Source organism: Tenacibaculum salmonis (assembly GCF_041053065.1).
Lineage (GTDB): Bacteria > Bacteroidota > Bacteroidia > Flavobacteriales > Flavobacteriaceae > Polaribacter > Polaribacter pacificus_A.
Genome location: NZ_JBFCVV010000001.1, coordinates 882,725 through 900,616, shown reverse-complemented (window position 1 = coordinate 900,616; position 17,892 = coordinate 882,725). Strand labels below are relative to the sequence as shown.

General features: G+C 28.7%; 18 protein-coding genes. 12 read left to right on the top strand and 6 right to left on the bottom strand.

The annotated features are described in order from the left end of the window. Nucleotides 1-23: 23 nt before the first annotated feature. The 9 genes from AB0T67_RS03735 to AB0T67_RS03695 all read left to right on the top strand — a co-directional run bounded on the left by AB0T67_RS03735 (nt 24) and on the right by AB0T67_RS03695 (nt 7,270). A complete protein-coding gene (locus AB0T67_RS03735) occupies nt 24-863 on the top strand; it encodes a 1,4-dihydroxy-2-naphthoyl-CoA synthase (protein WP_369219209.1) in 840 nt (279 codons plus the stop codon). Nucleotides 864-949: 86 nt separating this feature from the next. Continuing rightward, nucleotides 950-1,558: a fumarylacetoacetate hydrolase family protein gene (locus AB0T67_RS03730; RefSeq protein WP_271231739.1), complete on the top strand. Its 609-nt coding sequence runs from the start codon at nt 950-952 to the stop codon at nt 1,556-1,558. A gap of 42 nt (nt 1,559-1,600) precedes the next feature. Further along, nucleotides 1,601-2,848 (top strand): competence/damage-inducible protein A, encoded by a 1,248-nt coding sequence (locus tag AB0T67_RS03725; protein WP_369219208.1) that lies wholly within the window; start codon nt 1,601-1,603, stop codon nt 2,846-2,848. A gap of 215 nt (nt 2,849-3,063) precedes the next feature. Continuing rightward, the gene (gene rpmB, locus AB0T67_RS03720; RefSeq protein ID WP_101917051.1) at nt 3,064-3,303 is read left to right on the top strand and encodes a 50S ribosomal protein L28; all 240 of its coding nucleotides are present in this window, start codon (nt 3,064-3,066) and stop codon (nt 3,301-3,303) included. A gap of 27 nt (nt 3,304-3,330) precedes the next feature. Further along, the gene (rpmG, locus tag AB0T67_RS03715; RefSeq protein WP_028887391.1) at nt 3,331-3,513 is read left to right on the top strand and encodes a 50S ribosomal protein L33; all 183 of its coding nucleotides are present in this window, start codon (nt 3,331-3,333) and stop codon (nt 3,511-3,513) included. 38 nt (nt 3,514-3,551) lie between these two features. After that, nucleotides 3,552-3,704: a DUF4295 domain-containing protein gene (locus AB0T67_RS03710; RefSeq protein ID WP_101915823.1), complete on the top strand. Its 153-nt coding sequence runs from the start codon at nt 3,552-3,554 to the stop codon at nt 3,702-3,704. A 238-nt stretch (nt 3,705-3,942) separates the two neighbouring features. After that, nucleotides 3,943-4,896 carry a signal recognition particle-docking protein FtsY gene (ftsY, locus tag AB0T67_RS03705; RefSeq protein ID WP_271231741.1) on the top strand — a complete coding sequence of 318 codons (954 nt, stop codon included), beginning with the start codon at nt 3,943-3,945 and terminating at the stop codon, nt 4,894-4,896. 200 nt (nt 4,897-5,096) lie between these two features. Beyond that, nucleotides 5,097-6,458 carry a 30S ribosomal protein S12 methylthiotransferase RimO gene (gene rimO / locus AB0T67_RS03700; protein ID WP_271231742.1) on the top strand — a complete coding sequence of 454 codons (1,362 nt, stop codon included), beginning with the start codon at nt 5,097-5,099 and terminating at the stop codon, nt 6,456-6,458. A 74-nt stretch (nt 6,459-6,532) separates the two neighbouring features. Further along, a complete protein-coding gene (locus AB0T67_RS03695; protein ID WP_369219207.1) occupies nt 6,533-7,270 on the top strand; it encodes a Dph6-related ATP pyrophosphatase in 738 nt (245 codons plus the stop codon). A gap of 132 nt (nt 7,271-7,402) precedes the next feature. Here the strand turns inward: AB0T67_RS03695 and AB0T67_RS03690 are convergent, their stop codons facing one another. The 4 genes from AB0T67_RS03690 to AB0T67_RS03675 form a co-directional block, all read right to left on the bottom strand. Further along, nucleotides 7,403-7,783: a DUF6122 family protein gene (locus tag AB0T67_RS03690; RefSeq protein WP_369219206.1), complete on the bottom strand. Its 381-nt coding sequence runs from the start codon at nt 7,781-7,783 to the stop codon at nt 7,403-7,405. Nucleotides 7,784-7,790: 7 nt separating this feature from the next. Then, a complete protein-coding gene (locus AB0T67_RS03685) occupies nt 7,791-8,552 on the bottom strand; it encodes a TIGR02757 family protein (protein WP_369219205.1) in 762 nt (253 codons plus the stop codon). Nucleotides 8,553-8,560: 8 nt separating this feature from the next. Further along, nucleotides 8,561-9,223 carry an ABC transporter ATP-binding protein gene (locus tag AB0T67_RS03680; protein WP_369219204.1) on the bottom strand — a complete coding sequence of 221 codons (663 nt, stop codon included), beginning with the start codon at nt 9,221-9,223 and terminating at the stop codon, nt 8,561-8,563. A 91-nt stretch (nt 9,224-9,314) separates the two neighbouring features. Then, on the bottom strand, nt 9,315-11,780 hold the full coding sequence (locus AB0T67_RS03675) for a DUF5916 domain-containing protein (protein ID WP_369219203.1): 2,466 nt from the start codon (nt 11,778-11,780) through the stop codon (nt 9,315-9,317). A 228-nt stretch (nt 11,781-12,008) separates the two neighbouring features. Between AB0T67_RS03675 and sucC the strand changes: the two genes are divergently transcribed. The 3 genes from sucC to AB0T67_RS03660 all read left to right on the top strand — a co-directional run bounded on the left by sucC (nt 12,009) and on the right by AB0T67_RS03660 (nt 14,797). Beyond that, nucleotides 12,009-13,205, top strand: coding sequence for an ADP-forming succinate--CoA ligase subunit beta (gene sucC, locus AB0T67_RS03670; protein WP_271231746.1), 1,197 nt, complete (start codon nt 12,009-12,011; stop codon nt 13,203-13,205). A gap of 383 nt (nt 13,206-13,588) precedes the next feature. After that, a complete protein-coding gene (locus AB0T67_RS03665) occupies nt 13,589-13,933 on the top strand; it encodes a hypothetical protein (protein WP_369219202.1) in 345 nt (114 codons plus the stop codon). 522 nt (nt 13,934-14,455) lie between these two features. Next, nucleotides 14,456-14,797, top strand: coding sequence for a hypothetical protein (locus AB0T67_RS03660; protein WP_271231748.1), 342 nt, complete (start codon nt 14,456-14,458; stop codon nt 14,795-14,797). 90 nt (nt 14,798-14,887) lie between these two features. Here the strand turns inward: AB0T67_RS03660 and AB0T67_RS03655 are convergent, their stop codons facing one another. Beyond that, nucleotides 14,888-15,871: a hypothetical protein gene (locus tag AB0T67_RS03655; RefSeq protein ID WP_369219201.1), complete on the bottom strand. Its 984-nt coding sequence runs from the start codon at nt 15,869-15,871 to the stop codon at nt 14,888-14,890. A 19-nt stretch (nt 15,872-15,890) separates the two neighbouring features. Then, nucleotides 15,891-17,885: an excinuclease ABC subunit UvrB gene (uvrB, locus tag AB0T67_RS03650; protein ID WP_369219200.1), complete on the bottom strand. Its 1,995-nt coding sequence runs from the start codon at nt 17,883-17,885 to the stop codon at nt 15,891-15,893. Nucleotides 17,886-17,892: the final 7 nt, after the last annotated feature.

Here is a 17,892-nt window from a genome sequence, read left to right as displayed (position 1 = left end):
AATAACGTTAACATTTAAGAAATATGATAAAACCTCAGTGGAAAGTTGTTAAAGAATATGAAGACATTACTTATAAGAAGTCGAATAATGTAGCTAGAATTGCTTTTAATAGACCTAATGTACGTAATGCTTTTAGACCAAATACAACTTCAGAATTATTAGATGCTTTTCAAGATGCACATGAAGATACTAATATTGGAGTAGTATTATTATCGGCAGAAGGTCCTTCTACAAAAGATGGAGTTTGGAGTTTTTGTTCTGGAGGTGATCAAAATGCACGTGGAGAAAAAGGATATGTAGGTAAAGATGGTTATCATCGTTTAAATATATTAGAGGTACAACGGTTAATTCGTTTTATGCCAAAAGCGGTTATTTGTGTAGTACCAGGTTGGGCAGTAGGTGGCGGACATAGTTTGCATGTTGTTTGCGATTTAACTTTAGCAAGTAAAGAACATGCTATTTTTAAACAAACGGATGCAGATGTAACTTCTTTTGATGCAGGGTACGGATCGGCATATTTAGCGAAAATGGTAGGGCAGAAAAAAGCACGTGAAATTTTCTTTTTAGGAAGGAATTATTCTGCGCAAGAAGCTTATGAAATGGGAATGGTAAATGCTGTAATTCCTCATGATGAATTAGAACAAACTGCTTTTGATTGGGCTCAAGAGATTTTAGAGAAATCGCCAACATCAATAAAAATGTTAAAATTCGCTATGAATTTAACTGATGATGGTATGGTTGGTCAGCAAGTTTTTGCAGGAGAAGTTACTCGTTTGGCTTATATGACAGAAGAAGCAAAAGAAGGACGTGATGCTTTTTTAGAAAAAAGAAAACCAAATTTCCCTAAAACTTGGATACCATAATCAATTAATAAATTTTCAATGATGAATTACGAATTCTTATTTTTAAGAATTCGTAATTTTAAATTATTAATTCGTAATTAAAATAAATGAAAATAATTTGTATCGGGCGTAATTATGCCAAACATATTGAAGAGTTGGAAAATGAAAAACCAGAAAGTCCTGTTGTTTTTCTAAAACCAGATTCTGCAATTCTTCCAAAGAAAATGCCTTTTTTTATTCCACCTTTTTCTGATGATATTCATTATGAAGTTGAGGTTTTGGTAAAAATAAATAAGGTAGGAAAACATATATCGTCAAAATTTGCACATAAATATTATGATGAAATAGGTTTAGGAATCGATTTTACAGCAAGAGATGTACAAGCAAAGTGTAAAGAGAAAGGATTGCCTTGGGAAAAAGCAAAAGCTTTTGACGGTAGTGCAGTTATTGGTGCTTTTTATCCGAAGGAAGAATTCGATTTAAAGAGTATTTCTTTTCAATTACATAAAAACGATGAAGTTGTTCAAGATGGAAACTCTGAAACAATGCTTTGGAAAATTGATGAGTTAATTAGTTATGTATCGGAATATTTTACTTTGAAAAAAGGAGATGTTATTTTTACAGGAACGCCAGCAGGAGTTGGTAACGTAAAAGAAAACGATGTGTTAATAGGTGTTATTGAAGGAAAAGAGGCTTTTAATATTAAAATAAAATAAATATATCCCGCTTTTAGCGGGATTCTTTTTTAATGAAAATATATGAATGCAGAAATAATAACAATTGGAGATGAAATTCTGATAGGTCAAATTATTGATACAAACTCACAATGGATTGGTCAAGAATTAAATAAAATTGGAGTTTCGGTATATCAAATATCATCTATTCAAGATGAAAAACAGCATATATTAAATGCTTTAAAAGAAGCTGAAAGTAGAGCGGATATTGTAATTTTAACAGGTGGTTTAGGTCCAACGAAGGATGACATCACCAAAAAAACAATAGCCGAATATTTTAATGATGAAAAGGTTATTATATATGATGAAGTTATTAATCATATTAAAGAATTATTTGAAAAGATAAATCATCCTTATAATGAGGTTCAAAAATATCAAGCTGAATTACCATCAAAAGCAACTTTGTTGATGAATGAATTTGGTACAGCACCAGGAATGTGGTTTTTTGAAAATAATACTGTCTTTGTGTCATTACCTGGAGTGCCATATGAAATGAAAGGTTTAATGACAAACGAGGTATTACCTCGAATTCAGCAAAAATATAAACTTCCATTTATATTACATACTACAATTATGACAGTTGGCGTAGGTGAAACTGTTATTGCAGAAAGAATTGAAGAATGGGAAAATAATTTACCATCACATATAAAGTTAGCTTATTTACCATCTTTTGGAAAAGTTCGATTGCGAATTTCAGCAAAAGGAGCTAATAAAAAAGTTATAGAAAAAAAAGTAGCTAGTAAAATAGCAACATTAAAAACTTTAATTTCAGATGTAATTGTAGGTTTTGATACAGATGCATCCATCGAAAAAAGAGTAGGAGATTTATTAATCGCCAAAAATAAAACAGTAAGTACTGCCGAAAGTTTAACTGGCGGTAAAATTGCATCAAATTTAGTATCAATAGCAGGTTCTTCGGCTTATTTTAAAGGAGGTTTTATAACTTATACAGCCGAATTAAAAGAAGAATTATTAGGTGTTTCTAAAGAATTAATAGCCGAATTTACAGTTGTAAGTAGAGAAGTTGCTAAAGAAATGGCACTTGGTTGTTTAAAGAAGTTAAAAACAGATTATGCAATAGCTGTAACAGGTAATGCAGGTCCTACTACAGATAATACCGATAAAAGTGTAGGTGTAGTTTATATAGCTATTGCTACTATAAATAATGTAGAGGTACATGAGTTTAATTTTGGGCAACCACGAGAAAAAGTGATTAATAGAACAGTAACAAAAGCTTTAGAATTATTGATAGAAAATGTTGTGAAAAGCTAATAATTTTTTGTTTGAAAATAATTGTAAAAAAGTTATTAAGTATTTATTATTTTTTTGTAAATTTGCCGGCAGTTACGCTTCCAGTAGGTTAGATGCTTAACCTCAGTTAGAATACCAAAAATAATAACAATTTAAAAGAGAATTTTTTGCGCAATGAATATAAATGCGTAAATTTGCACCTCGTTTAGAAATAACACTAAAAAACTGTCAAGAAGATGTCTAGAGTTTGTGAACTTACAGGAAAAAAAGCAATGGTTGGGAACAATGTTTCTCACGCATTAAATAGAACTAAAAGAAAATTTAACGCTAATTTAATGACTAAGCGTTTCTTTATACCAGAAGAAGATAAGTGGATTACACTTAAAGTATCTGCTTCTGCATTAAAAAATATTAATAAAAAAGGAATCTCTGCTGTGATTAAAGACGCTAGAGAGAATGGTTTTTTAACTAAATAATTCCTTACTAGATAAAATTTCACAGAGATGGCAAAAAAAGGAAACAGAGTTCAGGTTATATTAGAATGTACTGAACACAAAGCAACTGGTAAACCAGGAACTTCACGTTATATTACTACAAAGAACAAAAAAAATACTCCTGATAGAATGGAATTAAAGAAATTTAATTCTATCTTAAAGAAGATGACAGTTCATAAAGAAATTAAATAATTAAAAGTTTTTTATAAACTTTAAATATCCCATAGAACATGGCAAAGAAATCAGTAGCATCGTTACAAACAGGAGCGAAAAGATTAACTAAAGCAATAAAAATGGTAAAGTCTCCAAAAACAGGAGCTTACACATTTGTTGGAGCTATTATGGATCCTGCACAAGTAAATGATTTTATCAAGAAAAATTAATACTTGTTTACAATTTTTAAAAAGCTATTTTCTTAGAAAGTAGCTTTTTTTTTGTGCCAAAAATTGATGTTGTTAAATTGTAATACTTTTATTTATTATTTTCGTTCCTTGTTATTTTTATGAAATATTAATAATGGCATTACTATTTAATATGAAAATAATTTTATAATGACAATTTGACCATATAATAAGTTTGGTATAGTTTTTACACTCTATAAAACGATTATAAAATTTAACCATGAGTTTTTTTAAGAAAATCTTCTCAAGAGAGAAAAAAGAAACATTAGATAAAGGACTAGAAAAAACTAAATCAAGTTTTTTCACGAAACTATCTAAAGCTGTTGCAGGGAAAACAAAAGTAGACGCTGCTGTTTTAGATAATTTAGAAGAAGTATTAGTTTCCTCTGATGTTGGTGTAGATACTACATTAAAAATTATTGATAGAATTGAAGCAAGAGTAGCTAAAGATAAATATGTTGGTACTGATGAATTAAATCAAATTCTTAGAGATGAGATTGCTGGTTTATTATCGGAAACAAACATAAAAGATGCTACCGAATTTACAGTTCCTGAAAAGAATAAACCACATGTAATTATGGTTGTTGGGGTAAATGGTGTTGGTAAAACAACTACTATTGGTAAATTAGCATCTCAGTTTAAAAAACAAGGATTGAATGTCGTTTTAGGTGCAGCAGATACCTTTAGAGCTGCAGCAATTGATCAGTTACAAATTTGGGCAGATAGAACTGATGTTCCTATTGTGCGTCAAGAAATGGGGTCTGATCCTGCTTCTGTAGCTTTTGATACTGTTACATCTGGTGTAAATCAAAATGCTGATGTTATTATTATTGATACAGCAGGTCGTTTACACAACAAAGTTAATTTAATGAATGAATTAACGAAGATTAAACGTGTAATGCAAAAAGTAATTCCAGATGCTCCACACGAAGTATTATTGGTTTTAGATGGTTCAACAGGGCAGAATGCTTTTGAACAAGCCAGACAATTTACAAAAGCAACCGAAGTTACTTCTTTAGCGGTTACCAAATTAGATGGTACTGCAAAAGGTGGGGTTGTAATTGGTATTTCTGATCAATTTCAGATTCCTGTAAAATATATTGGAGTTGGTGAAGGAATTGACGATTTACAAGTATTTAATAAACATGAATTTGTTGATTCTTTTTTTAAATAAGAAACTTTAAAATATCATAAATAAAAAAACTTCCAATTTGGAGGTTTTTTTATTTATAACAGGATTTTACCTTATTTAAAATCATTATAAAATTAGGTTCTAAAACGGCGCTATGTATAAAATATTGATTTACTTATAAAAAACAATATGTAAAATCTTTATTTAAACTGTATATTTGCAACCTAAATTTTTATAGTACAATGCGCACAAAATCACCAAAACAGAATAAAATCAACGTAGTTACTTTAGGATGTTCTAAAAACATTTACGATAGTGAAGTGTTAATGGGACAATTAAAAGCCAATGGTAAAAATGTGGTTCATGAAGATCCTGAAGATGATGGTAACATTGTTGTTATCAATACCTGTGGTTTTATAGGAAAGGCAAAAGAAGAAAGTATTGATACTATTTTACACTACGCACAACGTAAAGAAGCTGGTGAAATAGACAAAGTCTTTGTTTCTGGTTGTTTAAGTGAACGTTATAAGCCCGATTTAGAAGCTGAAATTAAAAATGTAGATCAGTATTTTGGTACGCATGAATTACCTGAATTATTAAAAGTATTAGAAGCTGATTATAAGCACGAATTAATTGGTGAGCGTTTAACAACGACACCAAAACATTATGCTTATTTAAAAATTGCTGAAGGTTGTGATCGTCCTTGTTCTTTTTGTGCAATTCCTTTAATGAGAGGTAAACATAAATCAACTCCGATTGAAGATATTATTATTGAAGCTACAAAATTAGCCGAAAAAGGAATTAAAGAATTGATGCTAATTGCTCAAGATTTAACCTATTACGGATTAGATATTTATAAAAAACGTGCTTTAGCTGATTTATTAAAAGAATTAGTAAAAGTTGATGGAATTGAGTGGATTCGTTTACATTATGCTTTTCCTTCAGGTTTTCCTATGGATGTGTTAGATGTAATGAGAGATGAACCTAAAGTTTGTAATTATTTAGATATTCCGTTACAGCATATTAATACCGAAATTTTAAAATCGATGAAGCGTGGTACTACTCACGAAAAAACAACTTCATTAATTCATAAATTTAGAGAAGCTGTACCAAATATGGCTATTAGAACTACTTTAATTGTTGGTTATCCTGGTGAAACAGAAGAACAATTTGAAGAGTTAAAAGAATGGGTTGAAGAAATGCGTTTTGAAAGAATGGGAGCTTTTGAATATTCTCATGAAGAAAATACAGGTGCTTTTGTTTTAGAAGATGATGTTCCTGCAGATGTGAAATTCCGAAGAGTAAACGAAATTATGGAGGTTCAATCTCAAATTTCTTGGGAATTAAATCAAGCTAAAATTGGTAAAACTTTCCGTTGTTTATTTGATAGAAAAGATGGTGAATATTTTTACGGTCGTACAGAATTTGATTCGCCAGATGTTGATAATGATGTAATTGTAGATGCTACAAAACACTATATTAAATTAGGAGAATTTATCGATATTAAAATTGATGAAGCTGGAGATTTTGACTTATACGGAACTCCGTTAGTGAAGCAAGAAAAACCAATGAGCTTAAATCAGAAGAAAAAAATAAATCATTAATAAACTTATTTTAAAATATAAAAATCCTGCTTTTAGCGGGATTTTTTATGTTTTAAATTCTATAATTTAGCCTTATGAAAAAAGCATATTTTAATTGGAGTTCAGGGAAAGATTCGGCATTTGCATTATATAAAATATTACAGCAAAAAGAATATCAAATAGAAAAATTAATAACCAATGTAAATGAAGATTATCAGCGTGTTTCTATGCACGGACTTCATGAAAATTTGTTAGAAGCGCAAGCAAAAAGTATTAATATTCCTTTAGAAAAAATATATTTTCCTGCGGATGTTACCATGGATTTATATAACGAAAAAATGAAAGCTAAAACTGATGAGTTAAAATCATTAGGACTTAATTATGCTGTTTTTGGCGATATATTTTTAGAAGATTTAAAAAAATATAGAGATTCAAAATTACAAGAAGTAGGAATTACAGGTGTATATCCGCTTTGGAAACAAGATACTAAAACATTACTTAGAGAATTTTTAGCTCTTGGTTTTAAAACAATAACAGTTTGTGTAAATGCAAAATTATTAGGAGAAGAGTTTGTAGGTAGAGTAATTGATGAAGACTTTATTAACGAATTACCAGATGGTGTTGATGTTTGTGGAGAAAATGGAGAGTTTCATACTTTTTGTTATGATGGACCTATTTTTAAAAATCCGATTGAATTTGAAATAGGTGAGAAGCTTTTAAAATCATATACATTAAATAAAGATGATTCTCAGAATTGTCATACAAATACTAAAGAAAAGGTTAAAAGTTATGATACTAGTTTTTGGTATTGTGATTTAATTTTAAAAGAATAGTAGTTTTTTAAAAGATGTATCATAGGTTTTTAGCCCCGATTGAAGCAATTGTTTGAGCTCTTTTTTTGATTTTTCTTCAAAAAAAAGCGAGTGCGGAAAGCGGGATTAGCTTCAAATCATTATTATAATACGCTAAAAAAAACTTGTTATTTGTTTTAAAATAGGTTCGGCAGTTGTGTTAATATAGCATTGTTTACAGTTGTTGTACATAAATAAACAGTCGATTAAATCGGTAAATATATGCAGTAAAAGCCCTAAACCAATAATGTTATAAGGCTTTTTTAAGAATAATAATACTACGTAAATTAGCATGGCATAATAGGTGTGTAGTGGGTGAAAACCAAAACTGCATCTGTTTGCTTGGAATATTGGAGTAGAAAGTAGATGGTCTAAATCGACAAGCATAGTGCTTATTAAAATGAGCGCTATGTTTATCCAATTTTTATTGAAAAAAAAATAAGCTATTAAAATAGGGAATCCGAAATGTAAAAAGTAATGTGTAAATGTTTGCATTTTTTACTTAGAATTTTTCAAAAACACCTAATCCAAATAAAGCAAAATCATATTTTACAGGATCTTTTTTGTCAAATTCTCGTAAGGTGATATCTAATTCTAATAAAGCTTTCCAGTCGTTTTGTTTTCTTGTTAGAATTTCTAATTTACGAGCAACATTTCCTGAATGAACATCTAACGGACAGTGTAAGTGAGCAGGATTGTGAGTTTTCCAAATACCTAAATCTACGCCTGTTTTATCGTTTCTAACCATCCAGCGTAAAAACATATTTATGCGTTTTGAAGCCGAACCTTTTAAAGGATCAGAAACGTGTTTTAAAGTTCTTTTTTGATGTGGAATTTCAAAAAATATTTGTTTGAAATTATGAATAGCTAATTGATAATTATCTGTATTATTTGTTGATAAAACTGCTTCTAATCCGTTGTGATTTTGATAAATGTTTTTAAGCGATTTAATAAATTGCCTAAAATCATCAGCATTAAAAGTACGATGTACAAATCCATCAAAAGAAGCTAAATCATCTTCGGTATGATTCATAACAAAATCATAAGGAGAATTACCAAGTAACTCAACCATTTTTAAAGAATTTCGTATAATCATTTTACGATTTCCCCAAGCAATTGTAGCCGATAAAAAACCAGCTATTTCAATATCTTGTTTTAAAGAAAATTGATGTGGAATTTGAATAGGGTCACTTTCTATAAAATCTGGATTATTGTATTTTATTACTTTTTCGTCTAAGAATTCTTTAAGTTCAGTTTTGTTCATTATAAAAATTATTCAATAATAACTCCGTCTTTCATAGTTAAAGTACGGTCTGCCATTTCGGCTAATTCTTTGTTGTGAGTTACCAAAACAAATGTTTGTCCGAATTTATCACGAAGTTCAAAAAATAATTTGTGTAAGTTTTCTGCGGATGTAGAATCTAAATTTCCAGAAGGTTCATCAGCAAAAATAACAACTGGTTTATTAATTAAAGCTCTTGCAACTGCAACACGTTGTTGTTCTCCACCTGAAAGTTCATTTGGTTTGTGACTTTCTCTGTGCGATAATCCTAAGAAAGATAATAATTCTTTGGCTCTTTTTTCTGTTTCATTTTTTGATTTTCCACCAATAAAAGCAGGAATACACACATTTTCAAGTGCAGTAAATTCAGGTAATAGTTGATGAAATTGAAAAATGAATCCAATGTGTTTATTTCTAAAAGAAGAAATTTCTTTATCACTTAAATCTTTTACTGAAATGTTATTTAGCAGTAAATCATGATTTTGAGTTTTTTGAGCAGTATCTAAAGTTCCCAAAATTTGAAGTAAGGTTGTTTTTCCTGCTCCAGAAGGACCAACAATAGCAACAATTTCACCTTTTTTGATATGAAGATTTACTCCTTTTAAAATTTCAACATCACCATAGTATTTATGGATATTTTTAGCAACAATCATAGTTTTATTTTCAATGTAACGAATGTATAAAAAAGAAATCAGATAAACTTTTAAAGAGTATCTGATTTCAAAAATATAGATAAAGTTAGTTTTAAATTAATTTTTTGATATTATTATAATCAATAAAATAAACAAGACGGACAGAAAATGTATGTCGGTTTGATTCTTTTAAAAGTGATTCTAAATTTTCTGAGAAATTTTGAGTAGCAATATCTGTATCATTAGAAATTGTATTTCTGTAAAAAGCAGTTAATTGACTACCTGGCGCAAATTGCCATAAATAATTGACATCAACATTCCAGCTATTAAAATTTGTATGATGAATATCAGTATAATTACTTTCAGTTAATTCACCATTATTTTTATTTAAAGAGTAAAATTGGTCATGATAAGGAACTTTACTCCAATTATGTCTGAAAGATAAAGAAAGTGTCGATTTTGTATTAAAACTATATTTTCCTGTTAAAGAATTATTGAAGGTACTCCAATCTCTTTGACCAAAGATAATGTCATCTAAAAAAGGAGAAAGTTCAGGGTTTTCATCGATATCTTCTTGATTGATTTCATTTACAAAACCTTGCCCGTTATTAGTGTGTCCATATCTAAAAGCATAAACTAAAGAAAATTGATTATTAAAACGATATCTTGGAGAGATTTTAAAGCCATAATTTTCTTTTGGATTATTTTTGAAAAAAGAATACCTCCAGTCATAATCAATAGCAAATTTATTTCTGTAATCTGTAGACCCCCAATGACTAATGCGTATTCTTTGTGGTCTTTTAAAGTAAATTCCACTTGTTGTACCTTGTCTAGGTTCATTAAAATCTTTTCTAGCGCTATTATAATTTATACGTCCTCCAAAATCAAAACGTTTTATAGTTTGCGCACGAAAAGATATATTGGTGTTAGTACCTGTATAAGTATTTGGTTTATGTAAAAAATTAACATTGTAAGATAGATTTACTCTATAGTTATTAAACATACCTTTTGGTTTTAATACACGATACTCTGTAAAGCCATATATTGCTTGTTCATTATTACTAAAAAGAATACCCATATCGTTAGGATTAAAATCTTTGTTTTTTAAGTTGTACCCAATTTCACCTCTCCAGTTCCCAGATTGCTTACCAATACTTGTATCAAAAGTATAACCTGTATTAGGGGCGTCTTCATCATCATAAATATTACTCATTTTAAGAGAGCCATCTATATTATAAGTACTGCTTTTATTTTCTAAATGCCAAAGTAAACCTGTAACATTTGCATCTCTAAAACTTCCATCTCTAGTAACGTTTGTATTAATTAAAGTTACAGATGAATTTTGATTAAATTGCTGATCTAAAACTAAAATGTTATAATTAGAAAGTGGATTGATTATTTCCTTTCTAACTTCTTTTGTTGAGTTATTTTTAATGATAGCTTCTGTTTTACTAGTAACAGCATTAAAAAAACCGATACCTAAACCTTTTTTTGTTCTCCCAGAAATTTTTATAGCATTTAGCATTTGTACTTTTTCAGGCGAATCAACTAGTGTTTCTGTATCGTCATTTACAGAAGCATCATTTATTGGAGCACCTCCAATTCTACGAGAATAAAATAAGCGTCCTTTTGAAAAAAGTTCTGTTCCTTCTGTAAAAAATTGTCTTTGCTCTGAAAATTGTTGTTCAAAAGGACCTAAATTTAAGGTAACATTATCAAAAGCTGTTTGCCCAAAATCAGGAATTAAAGTAGCATCTAAAGTAAAATTTTCGGTAAGTCCATATTTTAAATCCATACCAACACTCCAATCAAAATCTGTTTTTCCTTCAAAAGAAGTTGTTGTTGCTGATGCATATGGATAAAAATTTAAACGAGTAGGAGGTGTTATATTTTTAAAGTCTTCGACTAAACCGTCGTATTGTGTCCAGTTTCCTTGTGTATTATCAATAGGATTCCAAGTAAAACGGGCATTTAAATTTTTTATTTCTCGATGAAAATTAACTCCCCAAGATTGTATAGGACTATTTGAAAAACGTAACGCACGATACGGTATTTTCATTTCTACAGACCAATTATCGTTATTTATTTTAACAGCACTTCGCCAAACAGCATTCCAATTAAAGTCCTCATTACCTGTAGATACTTTCGAATCTGCTTGAACTCCTGAAGCTGTAACAATAAACATAGTTGGATTTTGTCCATCATCATTTGGATTAATCATCAATTGAAAAAAATCAGAATTACCAACAACATCTCTATTGTTAAATTCAGCAGGTATTTTAGATGGATTTGGAGTATACATTAAAGCACTTACATAAATAGCGTCATTATCATATACTAATTTAACTTCTGTTTTATGAGTACTTGGTTCGTTTTGTCCGTTTGTAGGACGTAACATTACAAAATCTTTGGCAATAGGAACTGTTTCCCATATTGATTCGTCTATAATTCCATCAATAACAGGCGGAGTTTTTATACGAGTTGCAGTTATTTTTTTTCTGTTTTTATTAATTTCTTGAGCTACAACTCCTTTAGATATAAATAGTATTAAAATTAGTAATGTTGTGGTTTTATACATAGTTGATAGTTAGCTTATATTTATTTGTAAAAATATTTATGATTTATACTTTTAAATCACAAATTAATGTTAATTACATAAAAAGACATGTTAAAATAAAAGATGTTACAATTAATGGAAAATAAAATTAAAAATAAAAGTTATAAGAAATTAGTAATAATTATTATAAATAGTAATGTATTATAAATTGAATTTGTATTTTTGTTCGACTTTAAAAATTCATATCTAATGAACTTACACGAATATCAAGGTAAAGAAATATTAAACAGTTTTGGGGTTCGTATTCAACGAGGAATTGTTGCAAATACACCAGAAGAAGCTGTTACGGCAGCAAAGCAATTAACTGAAGAAACCGGTACAGGTTGGCACGTAATTAAAGCACAAGTACACGCAGGTGGTCGTGGAAAAGGTGGTGGAGTTAAGTTGGCTAAAAACTTAGAAGACGTAAAAAGTATTTCTAATGATATTTTAGGAATGATGTTAATTACTCCTCAAACTTCAGCAGAAGGTAAATTAGTAAACCAAGTTTTAATATGTGAAGACGTATATTATCCTGGAACTAGTGAACCAGATGAATTTTACATGTCGGTTTTATTAAATCGTGCAACTGGTAGAAACATGATTATGTACTCTACAGAAGGTGGTATGGATATTGAAACTGTAGCAGAAGAAACTCCTCATTTAATTTTTACAGAAGAAGTAGATCCTGCTTTAGGGTTAATGCCTTTTCAAGCTCGTAAAATAGCTTTTAACTTAGGTTTAACTGGTGGTGCTTTAAAAGAAATGGTAAAGTTTGCTAGTGCTTTATATACTGCATACATCAAATCTGATTCAGCAATGTTTGAAATCAACCCTGTGTTAAAAACATCTGATGATAAAATAATGGCTGTTGATGCTAAAGTTACTTTAGATGAAAACGCTTTATATCGTCATAAAGATTATGCTGCAATGAGAGATATTCGTGAAGAAAATCCTATTGAAGTAGAAGCTAAAGCTGCAGGTTTAAACTATGTAGATTTAGATGGAAATGTTGGATGTATGGTAAACGGAGCTGGTTTAGCAATGGGAACTATGGATTTAATTAAACAAGCAGGTGGTGAACCAGCTAACTTTTTAGATGTTGGTGGTACTGCTGATGCTGAACGTGTTGAAAAAGCTTTTGGAATTATCTTAAAAGATACTAACGTAAAAGCTATTTTAGTAAACATTTTTGGAGGAATCGTTCGTTGTGATCGTGTTGCTCAAGGTGTTGTAGATGCTTACAAAAGTATGGGAGACAGAATTAATGTGCCTATTATTTGTCGTTTACAAGGAACTAATGCTAAAGAAGCTAAAGAATTAATTGATAACAGTGGAATGGAAATTATTTCAGCTACTGAATTTCAAGAAGCTGCTGATAAAGTTGCAGAAGTTTTAAAAGCTTAATTTTTATTTGCTATTAGCAATGTAAATTAATTCTTACTTAAATATTTAAAGCCTACTTTTTTAAAGTAGGCTTTTTTTATTGTCTATTTTTTAACTATTGACATACTTCTTTACAATATTACTGATGTTACCGTCTTCTTTTTATCTGATTATAGTAAATTTTATATTTTGTCTAAATTATTGTTTTACAGTTTTTTATACTTTTTGATTTGATTAACATTTAAGGTGCTTTTGAGTAACCGTTTAATGAGTTTTTGTTAAGTGTTAACTAACATTAAAACAGTTGTTTAGTAGTATGTTTGTAGTGGTTTGCAAACCGAATAATAGAAAATAAAAAATATAAAGAAAACAAAATTGGGTTAACTACCTTATTAAACAAAACTATGAAAACAATTAAATTTTTATTAGTCGTACTTTTTTTATCAGTAAATGTATTAGTTGTTAGTGCTACAAATCCTTCGGATAAAAAAGAAGATTTAGCAAGAATAAACAAGGAAGTTCAAAAATTATTAAAAAACCCTAAATTTCAATTAAAATCTAATATATCTGTAATTGTTAAATTGACAGTAAATAGTAAAAATGAAATTATTGTATTATCGGTAAATTCAAAAAATGAAAATAATAGTATAGAAAATTATATTAAATCAAGTTTAAATTACAGAAAAATAGCAGAAAAAGTTAATACAGAAGTTTATAGTTTACCTGTTAAATTAGTAGCATCAAAGTAAGTAGTTTTTTTAATAGTAAGGGGCTTTTATGATTTTCATAAAAGCCTTTTTTGTTTTTTAAAAAAGATAGAAGTATTTTGATAGAGAGATTAATTACTTAATTCAAAAACTTTTTTTATTTGAAAAATGTAAAATTTACTAGGATATCTGTAATGTAAATTTATGGTTAAGATGTTTTTTAACTAAAAATAAGTCTTATAATTATATATCTGTTAATCATTTTAAGTTATTGTTTGTAAGATGTGTATTCTTAATTATCTTTTATTGTGAAAATCTTTTTTTTTGTAAGTTGTTGTTAGTTAGTGTTTAAAGTTGTTTTCTAGAGGTTTGTATTTTTAGATAACTTTTTTATGAGCTTATGTTAAAGGTTATCTAACATTACAACAGCTATTTCAATGTAAGTTTGTAGTGGTTTGCAAACCGAGTAACATTTGATATTTTATTAGCTATAATAGTTGATGAAAAATAAAAAATTATAAAGAAAAACAAACAATTTGGTTAAATACCTTATTAAACAAGATTATGAAAACAATTAAATTTTTATTAGTAGCACTTTTTTTAACATTAAATACATTTGCTAACACTACAAATCCTTCAGATAAAAAAGAAGAATTAGTATTAATAAACAAAGAGGTTCATAAATTATTAAAGAATCCTAAATTTCAATTGAAATCAAGCGTATCTGTTATTGTTAAGTTGACAGTAAATAGTAAAAATGAAATGATTGTATTATCAGTAAATTCAAAAGAAGATAATGAAATTATAGAAAATTATATCAAAAATAGCTTAAATTATAAAAAAATAGCAGGGAAAGTTACCTCTGAGGTGTATAATTTACCAGTTACTTTAGTTGTATCTAAATAATTTTAAAAAAATAAACTTATTTTATTAAAAGGCTTCTATGAATATTATAGAAGCCTTTTTTTGCTTTATTTTAAAAAATTATAAAACTAATTATTTGGGCTTAACAATATATAAACCATCACTTTTACTTTCGTATTGGTTTGAAGGATAAGAACAGTCCATAAATGAGACTTCTGTTTTTGTCTTAAATTTTTCAGGAATATTATAATGACTTACATATCGCTTAGATTTAAAAAATATAAAAGGGTATTTACTAGCACTTTCTTTAAACCTAATATATTCATTTCTTTTTTTGAATTTATAGTACTCAATTCCAAAATGCTGAGAAATTATTGAAGTATATGTAAATGTTTCAGAAATGCCTCTTTTTTTAAATGAAATTTTCTTTATTTTTTGGTTTAAGTATTTTATTTTATCTTCAGGATAATATCTTTCTTCGCTCCAATCTGAATATCTATAGGATTTTAAATCTTTTAGATAGATTAACTTTCTGTATTTTGCAGGATATCCTTTTAATGTTTTTTCAGTGATATGTTCGCCGTCTAAATAAGGTCCATTAAGTGTCCGAAAAAGAATCCAACCTTCTTTAATTTTTAAATAGATTTTATCATCATTTCCATAAATAACGGTAGTTGCTTTATTGTAATATTCTTCAAATAATAAAAACCAGTTATGTTTATCAGGATTTATTTTTTTATAATATTGAATCATTTGTAATCTATCTTTAGAAAGGTCACATATCGTACTGTCTGTAAATACATAATGTGTTTTGTAAGGTAAATTTCCAGAAGGATGTGGTATTTTTATTTTTATATCTCCCTTATAATCTATTTTTATTTTACTGTATGAATCATCCATAATAAAATAATTATTGATTGTATCATACGTAATAAATGAATAATTATATTCTGAAATTCTGTTTACAACATAATTTTTAGAACTAATATTATTGCTTAAATATTTGTAATCACTTTTATTTAATACAAATGCGGGAATTAAATTAATATCGGTGCATTGTTGTACTAAAAATAGAAATGTAATTATTAGAAATATTTTTTTTTTATGCTTTTTCATTTATTATTAGCCGGATTTTTTATGATTCCAAGTTTTTTCTTAAAATAGCAATTTCATCACGTAGTTTAGCTGCTACCATAAAATCTAAAGATTTGGCAGCTTCTTCCATTTGTTTTCGTTTAGCTCTAATTCGTTTTTCTATTTCTTCTTTGGGTAAGTACTCTAAGTCTTGTGCTGCTACTTTTTGAATAGCATTATCATAATGAAAAGAAGTAATAGTATCTTGAGAAAGTGTATTATCTAACTTTTTGTTTATTTGAGTTGGTGTAATTCCGTTAGCAGTATTGTAATTTATTTGTTTTTCTCTTCTGTAATTAGTTTCATCCATAGTACGTTTCATACTATTGGTTATTTTATCAGCATATAAAATAGCGCGTCCATTTACATTTCTTGCAGCTCTACCAACAGTTTGTGTTATCGATCTATGACTACGTAAAAAACCTTCTTTATCGGCATCTAAAATAGCAACTAAAGATACTTCAGGTAAATCTAAACCTTCACGTAATAAATTTACACCAATTAAAACATCAAACAAACCTCTTCGTAAATCTTGCATTATTTGCACACGTTCTAAAGTATCTACATCAGAATGAATATAACGACAACGAACTTGAATTCTGGTTAAATATTTGGCTAATTCTTCCGCCATTCGTTTTGTTAAGGTAGTAACTAAGGTACGTTCATCTTTTTCTACACGAATTTGAATTTCTTCAATTAAATCATCAATTTGATTTTCACTCGGACGAACCTCAATTATAGGATCTAATAAACCTGTTGGACGAATTACTTGCTCAATAAAAACGCCTTCGGTTTTCTGTAATTCATAATCGGCAGGTGTTGCCGATACATAAATTACTTGATTTTGTAACTCTTCAAATTCCTCAAATTTTAAAGGACGATTATCCATCGCCGCAGGTAAGCGAAAACCATATTCAACAAGATTTACTTTTCTACTTTTATCGCCTCCATACATGGCGTGAGTTTGTGGTATCGTAACATGACTTTCATCAATAACCATTAAATAATCATCAGGAAAATAATCTAGTAAACAAAACGGACGTGTACCAGGATCTCTACCGTCTAAATATCTAGAATAATTTTCGATACCAGAACAATAGCCTAATTCACGAATCATTTCTAAATCAAATTCGGTTCGTTCTAATAAGCGTTTTGCTTCTAAATGTTTGCCGATTTCTTTAAAATAATCTACCTGTATTACCATATCATCTTGTATTTTATGAATGGCATTTTGTAAAACATCAGGAGAAGTAACAAAAAGATTTGCAGGATAAATTGTTAGTTCGTTTAATTTTTCAATTATTTTATTTCCTTCGATTTCAAAAGTTTCAATTTCTTCAATTTCATCACCAAAAAAATGAATACGATAACCGCTATCGCCATACGATGGATAAATAGTTACAACATCTCCTTTTACTTTAAAAGTTCCACTTTTTATTTCTGTTTCTGTTCGAGAATATAAACTTGTAACTAATAGATGTAAAAATTTGGTACGTGAAATTTGTTGATCGACTTTTATCGGAATAACATTTTTTTTGAATTCATTCGGATTCCCAATACCATATAAACAAGAAACAGAAGCAATAACGATAATATCTCTACGACCAGAAAGTAAGGAAGAAGATGTGCTAATTCGTAGACGTTCTATTTCATCATTGATTGATAAATCTTTTTCGATAAAAGTACCCGTAACAGGAATATATGCTTCCGGTTGATAATAATCATAATAAGAAACAAAATATTCGACAGCATTGTTAGGGAAAAATTGCTTGAATTCTGAATATAATTGTGCTGCTAAAGTTTTATTATGAGCTAGTACTAATGTAGGTCGATTAACTTCGGCAACTACATTTGCTACTGTAAAGGTTTTACCAGAACCTGTAACACCTAATAATGTTTGATATTTTTCATCGGTATTTAATCCGTTTACTAATTGTTTTATAGCTGTTGGTTGATCGCCAGTTGGTTTAAAATCGGAGTGTAATTCAAAATTCATAAAACAA

Coding starts and splice junctions, on each gene's coding strand:
- AB0T67_RS03735 (WP_369219209.1), top strand. CDS start 24: ATGATAAAACCTCAGTGGAAAGTTGTTAAAGAATATGAAGACATTACT.
- AB0T67_RS03730 (WP_271231739.1), top strand. CDS start 950: ATGAAAATAATTTGTATCGGGCGTAATTATGCCAAACATATTGAAGAG.
- AB0T67_RS03725 (WP_369219208.1), top strand. CDS start 1,601: ATGAATGCAGAAATAATAACAATTGGAGATGAAATTCTGATAGGTCAA.
- rpmB (WP_101917051.1), top strand. CDS start 3,064: ATGTCTAGAGTTTGTGAACTTACAGGAAAAAAAGCAATGGTTGGGAAC.
- rpmG (WP_028887391.1), top strand. CDS start 3,331: ATGGCAAAAAAAGGAAACAGAGTTCAGGTTATATTAGAATGTACTGAA.
- AB0T67_RS03710 (WP_101915823.1), top strand. CDS start 3,552: ATGGCAAAGAAATCAGTAGCATCGTTACAAACAGGAGCGAAAAGATTA.
- ftsY (WP_271231741.1), top strand. CDS start 3,943: ATGAGTTTTTTTAAGAAAATCTTCTCAAGAGAGAAAAAAGAAACATTA.
- rimO (WP_271231742.1), top strand. CDS start 5,097: ATGCGCACAAAATCACCAAAACAGAATAAAATCAACGTAGTTACTTTA.
- AB0T67_RS03695 (WP_369219207.1), top strand. CDS start 6,533: ATGAAAAAAGCATATTTTAATTGGAGTTCAGGGAAAGATTCGGCATTT.
- AB0T67_RS03690 (WP_369219206.1), bottom strand. CDS start 7,783: ATGCAAACATTTACACATTACTTTTTACATTTCGGATTCCCTATTTTA.
- AB0T67_RS03685 (WP_369219205.1), bottom strand. CDS start 8,552: ATGAACAAAACTGAACTTAAAGAATTCTTAGACGAAAAAGTAATAAAA.
- AB0T67_RS03680 (WP_369219204.1), bottom strand. CDS start 9,223: ATGATTGTTGCTAAAAATATCCATAAATACTATGGTGATGTTGAAATT.
- AB0T67_RS03675 (WP_369219203.1), bottom strand. CDS start 11,780: ATGTATAAAACCACAACATTACTAATTTTAATACTATTTATATCTAAA.
- sucC (WP_271231746.1), top strand. CDS start 12,009: ATGAACTTACACGAATATCAAGGTAAAGAAATATTAAACAGTTTTGGG.
- AB0T67_RS03665 (WP_369219202.1), top strand. CDS start 13,589: ATGAAAACAATTAAATTTTTATTAGTCGTACTTTTTTTATCAGTAAAT.
- AB0T67_RS03660 (WP_271231748.1), top strand. CDS start 14,456: ATGAAAACAATTAAATTTTTATTAGTAGCACTTTTTTTAACATTAAAT.
- AB0T67_RS03655 (WP_369219201.1), bottom strand. CDS start 15,871: ATGAAAAAGCATAAAAAAAAAATATTTCTAATAATTACATTTCTATTT.
- uvrB (WP_369219200.1), bottom strand. CDS start 17,885: ATGAATTTTGAATTACACTCCGATTTTAAACCAACTGGCGATCAACCA.